Below are 4,253 nucleotides of genomic sequence, written 5' to 3'. Positions count from 1 at the left end.
GAGAAGCGCAGCGAGGGCCGAGCGCTGGGGCAGAGGCTCGTGGCCCACCTGCCCGATCGCTCGCTGTCGAGCCACGGCAGCGGAAACACCCGCGATAACAGGAAGACCCCCGGCAACGGCATCGACCCTGTTGCGATCGACCTCGGCGACGAAGACGCCGACAATTCTGCCGAAGGTCCGCTGACCGACGCTCCTGTGCATCCGCTCGACGGCGCTCAGGTGGTACGGCTGATCCTCGACAGCCAGTCGGTACCGGTGCAATGGCAACCGGCCGCGCAACTGCCGGATAGTGTGCTGCTCGCCTCGGCCGCCGAGCAGGATGTCGACCTCGACGCGATCCGTCGCGGTTGGGAAGCACTCCAGGAGGACTATCCGGAATCGGGGTGGCGTATCGGCGGAGGGCTGTTGTTCCGTGGCGACACGCGTCCGCGCAGCGTCCTGTGGGCGGACGGGTTCCGCCCGCTGTCACAGCGCGACGGCAGGGTTGTCTACACGACGGTGCGGGTGAATCGAGCGGCTGATCACAGCCAATCGGTGATGATGGACGACGAGACCTCGGAGTTGACCCTCGTCCATCAGATCTACGTCATCGACGCGCCCGGCGGATTCGGAGTGGTGGAGAAAGGCGGCGTCATCTCCGTGCACTGGCCGGGTGGCCTGCGCAGCGACCGCGTCATGGGCTGTTTCGAGATTCCCGCGCATATCTGGCGAGGCGATTTCGCCGCCCAGGCCGACGAGTTACCGCGGTACTGGCGCCCCAACCCCGGATACTCGCGGGACGTGCCCACCGATACAGGGAAAACACCCGGCACCCCCTGAGACATCGGTACCCCGACTGGGGTTGCGCAACTGCCGTCAGCAGTCGAAGCCGTCGCGGCGCGCCGCGGCGGTGAAAGCCGCCCACACCCGCGAGGAGAAGACCAGCGCGGTGCCGCAGGGGTTCTTCGAATCACGCACCCCCACAAGCTCGTTGGAGAAGAACGCGACTTCGACACATACACCACCCCCGGCTCACCCCGACCCGCCATGCCGGATTTTCCTTTGAATTTCGGATAACCGCAGGAAGAAACCCACCCGGCACTGTCGCCGCACGGCAGATCAAATGGTCCGGCAAGTCACCTGCTCCTGATCAGCAACTCTCGAAACTGTGCGTTGTCGACGAGACAACCGAGTGGATCAGGCCGCAGTTTTCACGATGGCCCGGTGCATCGTGCAGCCGTGCCTGCCAGTCGCCAGGCGTAGTCGCGGAGCGTTCACCTTTCAGCCGCTTGCCACCCCGGGGCGCTGGCCCATCTCTCCCCGGCGAGCACGACGTGGTCGAGAAAGCGCAGACCTACGGTTCGCGCCGCTTCGGTAAGGAGGGTGGTGGTGCGGCGGTCGTCGGGGCTGGGGGTGGGGTCGCCGGAGGGGTGATTGTGGACGATGGCGAAGGCTCGGCCGTCGTGGCGCAGGACGGTGTTGAGGATTTCCCGGACCGGAACGGCTACTTGGTCGATGGCTCCTTCGGCGACGAAGACCTTTTGACGCAGGCGGTTCTGCGCGTCGCACACGAGGACGAGCAGGCGCTCGACTCTGGACCCGGCGAAATGCGGGCGCGCGGCGGCAGCCACGTCGGCGGGGCTGGTCAGCCGGATCGAGATGTCCGGCCTACTGCGTGCTCGCGCGCCGAGGTGGAAAGCGGCGATGATGGCGGCGGCCTTCGCGATGCCGACGCCGGCTCGGCGCGACAACTCCTCCGGGCGCGCCGACGACAGCCCGGCGAGCCCGCCGTGCTCGACCAAGAGTTCCACCGCGAGGTCCAGCGCGCTCGCGCCGCGCCTGCCCTGCCCCAGCAGCAGGGCCAGCAACTCCGCGTCGCTCAGCGCGTGCGGACCGAGTGCCAGCAACCGCTCACGCGGCCGCTGCGTCACCGGCACGTCGACTAGAGAGACCGCCATGACTCCCACCCCTCGGTCACGCCAACAGTGCCCGGGATTCTGCCAGGGGCCACCGACACATCACGCATATGCTGGCTGGTGTGCGGTTCGGTAGCCGAGGGGTCACGAACTGGGGAGCTGATGTGCGATGTGGTATCTGAAGGCGCAATGGCACCACGACTTCGATGACGAGCCGGTCGAGCTGTTCAGCGAGATCGGCGACGACGGTTTCGAGGTGCGCAAGGTCGAGGTGTTCCGCGACGGGCACGCCGACTGGGCCGATTCCGGCAGCGGCACCGGTACGACCGAGCTGGGGCAGATTCCGGTTCCGACCCCGGAGGAAATCAATGCCGAGACCGAGTTCACCGCGCTCCAGATCGACGCTCACGAGTTCGAGGCGGTCTGGCAGCGCGCTCTCGACGAGCAGCGGCCCGTATCGCCCAGGTAGCCGAAAGGGCGTCCGCGGAAAGCGCCTAGCGGTCCACCACCGCGACGTCCGGTAGCCCGACGAACGCCTTCGCGGCCAGCCGTTGCAGATTGTGCAGCTGACGCTCGTGCACGACGATCCGGCGCAAGGCCTCGTTGATGGTGGCGTAGCTCGTCGACGTGCCCATGATGGCGGCGGCCGCGGCGAGCAAGTCCTGGTCGAGATCGATCCGCACGGATTTCATGCGCCCTCCTTCGTACTTTCGCCATCTTGCGGCATAACCCGGGTTCATGTCCGGCAAATCACGAACTACGGGTTGCACTAATACCCTACGGGGGTATAGTTCCTCGCATGGAACACAGGCACGACCCGTCGGACGAGCACACCTCGCACACCGCGCACGCGACGAAGGACGCCGGTCAGCACACCGCGCACCACTCCCCCGCAACCTGGCGGATGGCGGCCATGGCCACGCTGCACTGCCTCACCGGCTGCGCCATCGGCGAGATCCTCGGCATGGTGATCGGCACCGCGCTGGGCTGGAACAACGCCTCGACGATGGTGCTGGCCATCGTGCTGGCGTTCGTGTTCGGTTACGCGTTCACCATGCGCGGCGTGCTACGGGCGGGCCTGCCGTTGGCGGCCGCCGTCGGCACCGCGCTGGCAGCCGACACGGTGTCCATCACGGTCATGGAGATCGTGGACAACGCCGTGATCCTGGTGGTCCCGGGGGCGATGGACGCCCACCTGGACACCGTGCTGTTCTGGACCACGCTCGCCCTCGCCTTCGCCGTGGCGTTCGTGGTGACCACGCCGGTCAACAAGTGGCTGATCGGACGCGGCAAAGGCCACGCGGTGGTGCACGCACTGCACGGCGCGCACTGATCAGAACGACGCCCTATTCGCGCCTTCCACTCCCGGATTTGCCCGGAATAAGCCCGTTCGGCTAGGCAGATTGTCCAGCTGAACGGGCTTTTGTTGTCGCCGGGTCCCGGTGGTGCTTGCATCGAGATATGTTCACCGAGGCGCAGTTGTACTCGCCGGTGACCCGCACCGGCGACGGCGACGTGACCGTGCACCTGAGCGACCAGCACCCCGGCGTGCACGATCCGGCATACCGGGCCCGGCGCAACGCCATCGCCGCGCTGGCGCTGGACTACGCGCCGGGCAAGCCGCTGCCCCACATCGCCTATACCGACGAGGAGCAGCGGGTCTGGCAGATCGTGTCGGCCGAGCTCGCCCGCAAACATCGCAGCCATGCCAGCGCGGAGGTACTCGCGGCCGCCGAGGCGCTGTCCTTGCCCACCGATCACATCCCGCAACTGGACGAGGTCTCCGCCGCGCTGGCACCGCTGACCGGATTCCGCTACGCACCGGCCGCGGGCCTGGTGCCGCTGCGCGAGTTCTTCGGCTCCTTCGCGGATCGGATCTTCCACTCCACGCAGTACATCCGGCATCATTCCGCGCCGCTGTACACCCCCGAACCGGACGCCATCCACGAGATCATCGGGCATGCCAACCAGATCGCGAGCCCCCGCTTCGCGGCAATCTACGCGACGGTCGGCGCGGCGGTCGCGCGGCTGAGCACCGACCGCGCATTGAAATTCCTGGCCGACGTCTTCTGGTTCTCGATGGAATTCGGCGTCGTCCGGGAACACGGGGAGATCCGCTGCTACGGCGCGGGCCTGCTGTCGTCCTACGGCGAGATCGAGGAGTTCCGGCACGCCGAACTGCGCCCGCTCGACATCGCCCAGATGGGTACCGCGACCTACGACATCACCCACTACCAGCCGATTCTCTACTGCGCGGACTCGATCGCCGAGATCGAGGACGTGATCGGCGGCTTCTTCGCGACCATGGACGACGACACCCCGGATCGGTTCCGGCAGGCCAGCACCGCCGGGGCATAG

6 protein-coding genes and 1 pseudogene are annotated in these 4,253 nt (G+C 67.1%); 4 read left to right on the top strand and 3 right to left on the bottom strand.

Annotation, left to right across the window (positions count from 1 at the left end):
- Nucleotides 1-39: 39 nt before the first annotated feature.
- Nucleotides 40-819, top strand: a complete 780-nt coding sequence (locus ON29_RS05370; protein ID WP_040865012.1) for a hypothetical protein — start codon at nucleotides 40-42, stop codon at nucleotides 817-819.
- A gap of 36 nt (nucleotides 820-855) precedes the next feature.
- Here the strand turns inward: ON29_RS05370 and ON29_RS05365 are convergent.
- A pseudogene (locus ON29_RS05365) lies at nucleotides 856-996 on the bottom strand (DUF397 domain-containing protein); the annotation flags it as partial.
- A 257-nt stretch (nucleotides 997-1,253) separates the two neighbouring features.
- On the bottom strand, nucleotides 1,254-1,937 hold the full coding sequence (gene radC / locus ON29_RS05360; protein ID WP_040865011.1) for a RadC family protein: 684 nt from the start codon (nucleotides 1,935-1,937) through the stop codon (nucleotides 1,254-1,256).
- Between the two features lie 127 nt (nucleotides 1,938-2,064).
- Here radC and ON29_RS05355 point away from each other — a divergent pair, with 127 nt between their 5' ends.
- The gene (locus ON29_RS05355; RefSeq protein ID WP_040865010.1) at nucleotides 2,065-2,364 is read left to right on the top strand and encodes a DUF6881 domain-containing protein; all 300 of its coding nucleotides are present in this window, start codon (nucleotides 2,065-2,067) and stop codon (nucleotides 2,362-2,364) included.
- Between the two features lie 25 nt (nucleotides 2,365-2,389).
- On the opposite strand, the gene ON29_RS05350 is transcribed toward ON29_RS05355, so the two are convergent.
- Nucleotides 2,390-2,587 (bottom strand): type II toxin-antitoxin system VapB family antitoxin, encoded by a 198-nt coding sequence (locus ON29_RS05350; protein ID WP_040865009.1) that lies wholly within the window; start codon nucleotides 2,585-2,587, stop codon nucleotides 2,390-2,392.
- 107 nt (nucleotides 2,588-2,694) lie between these two features.
- Between ON29_RS05350 and ON29_RS05345 the strand changes: the two genes are divergently transcribed.
- Both ON29_RS05345 and ON29_RS05340 read left to right on the top strand, forming a co-directional pair.
- A complete protein-coding gene (locus ON29_RS05345; RefSeq protein ID WP_040865008.1) occupies nucleotides 2,695-3,228 on the top strand; it encodes a DUF4396 domain-containing protein in 534 nt (177 codons plus the stop codon).
- A 128-nt stretch (nucleotides 3,229-3,356) separates the two neighbouring features.
- On the top strand, nucleotides 3,357-4,253 hold the full coding sequence (locus tag ON29_RS05340; protein WP_040865007.1) for a phenylalanine 4-monooxygenase: 897 nt from the start codon (nucleotides 3,357-3,359) through the stop codon (nucleotides 4,251-4,253).

Source organism: Nocardia exalbida NBRC 100660, assembly GCF_000308575.1.
Lineage (GTDB): Bacteria > Actinomycetota > Actinomycetes > Mycobacteriales > Mycobacteriaceae > Nocardia > Nocardia exalbida.
The sequence above is the reverse complement of the archived record's forward strand: the minus strand, read 5'-3'. Positions and strand labels throughout refer to the sequence as shown.